Annotated in this window: 2 protein-coding genes; both read right to left on the bottom strand. The window is 76.3% G+C overall.

Annotation, left to right across the window (positions count from 1 at the left end):
• Positions 1-1,561 (bottom strand): amino acid adenylation domain-containing protein (locus OUY22_RS36565; RefSeq protein ID WP_270159900.1); only part of this gene is annotated, 1,561 nt, incomplete at its 3' end.
• A gap of 11 nt (positions 1,562-1,572) precedes the next feature.
• The coding region (locus OUY22_RS36560) for a hypothetical protein (RefSeq protein WP_270159899.1) at positions 1,573-1,826 on the bottom strand (254 nt) is incomplete at its 5' end.

The raw sequence follows: 1,826 nt of genomic DNA, 5'->3' as shown, positions 1-1,826 counted from the left end.
TCTCGGGGGCGGCGGTCTCGGGGGCGGCGGTCTCGGGGGCGGCGGTCTCGGGGGCGGCGGTCTCGGGGGCGGCGGTCTCGGCGGAGCGCCGCTCCCGCAGGGCGCGCAGGGCGGCCAGGTCGACCTTGCCCGCCGGGGTCAGCGGCAGCGCCGGCAGGCGCAGCACCCGGGTCGGGACCATGTAGGCGGGCATGCTCTCCAGGCAGTGCGCCCGCACCTGGTCCAGCACCGGGGCCTGCTCCGGGGTCAGGTAGGCGACCAGCTCCGTCAGGCCCGCCGCCCCGGTTCCCGCGTCCACGACGGCCTGCCGGACCTCGGGGTGGGCGCGCAGCACGGTCTCGATCTCGCCGATCTCGACCCGCTGGCCCTGGACCTTCACCTGCCGGTCCAGCCGGCCGATGAACCCGATCCGGCCCTGCTCGTCGAGCACCACCTGGTCGCCGGTCCGGTACAGCCGCGCGCCCGGCTTCCCGTACGGGTCGGGCACGAACTTGTCGGCCGTCAGGCCCGGCCGGTGCAGGTAGCCGCGGGCCAGTTGCGGCCCGCCGATGCACAGCTCCCCCGGCGTGCCGGGCGGGACCGGCCGCAGCTCGTCGTCGAGGATGTACGCGTCGCAGCCCGGCAGCGCGTGCCCGATGGGCAGCGGCCGGTCCCAGGCGCCGTCCAGCTCGGTGCCGACCACGCACACGGTCGTCTCGGTCGGCCCGTACCAGTTGTGGAACCGTCTGCGGCCCGGCCGCGACCACCGCGCCACCTGCTCGGGACCGGCGGGCTCGCCGGCGGTGAGCAGGTCGCGCAGCGACGGCAGCCGGTCGGGTTCGAGCAGCGGCAGCAGCGCGGGCGGGATCGTGCCCCAGGTGACCTGGTGCCGTTCCAGGAACCGCTGCAGCCGTACCGGGTCCACCCGGTCGTCGTCGGGGATGAACATGACGCATCCGCCGCGGGCGAGCGGCGCGAAGATGTCGAGCACGGACACGTCGAACCCGAGCGCCGCGAACCCGATGGAGCGGCAGGAGGCGTCCAGCCCGAAGTACTCGCCCGCCATGGTCGCGAACGTCACCGCCGAGGCGTGGCTGACCACGACCCCCTTGGGCCGTCCGGTGGACCCGGAGGTGTAGAGCACGTACGCGGCCGCGCCGGGGACGGTCGCCGCGGGTTCGGGGGGCGGGAGCTCGCCCTGGGCGGGGGCGACGAGGCGGACGGGCAGGTCGCCGAGGACGCGCCGGCCCGCCTGGTCGGCGACGACCAGGGTGATCCCGGCGTCGTCGATGACCGTCTCCAGCCGCCTGCGCGGGTGCGAGGGGTCCAGCGGGACGTACGCGGCGCCGGACATCAGCACGCCCAGCACCGACACCAGCAGGTCGGGCGTGCGCCGGCCGCAGACGCCGACCCGCGTCTCCGGCCCGGCGCCCAGCTCCTTCAGCCGGTGCGCCAGCGCCCCGGCCGCCGCGGTGAGCCCGCGGTAGGTGAGGCTGGTGTCCCACTGCCGCACCGCCGGCGCGTCGGGCGTGCGGGCGGCCTGGGCCGTGACGAGTTCATGCAGAAGCGCCCCGATGGTCACCTGTCGCTCCGTCATCCGGCCCTGTCGGGCAGCGTGTCGAATCTCAGCCGCACCCGGTCGTGCGGCACGGCCACGGCGGCCGGCGCCTCACCTCGGGCGGTAGGCATGGCCAGGTGGACGATCAGCCAGCTGGACAGCTCGCCGGTGGCCCGCCACGGGGCGGGGTCGGCGAGGTCGGGGAACTCGACGGACTCCGGGGCGGCCCCGGTCGCGGCGACCAGCGCCCGTTTGGCCGTGACGGCCCGCAGTTCGAGCCAGCGGCGGT

This window comes from Nonomuraea corallina (genome assembly GCF_027620315.1).
Lineage (GTDB): Bacteria > Actinomycetota > Actinomycetes > Streptosporangiales > Streptosporangiaceae > Nonomuraea > Nonomuraea corallina.
The sequence above is the reverse complement of the archived record's forward strand: the minus strand, read 5'-3'. Positions and strand labels throughout refer to the sequence as shown.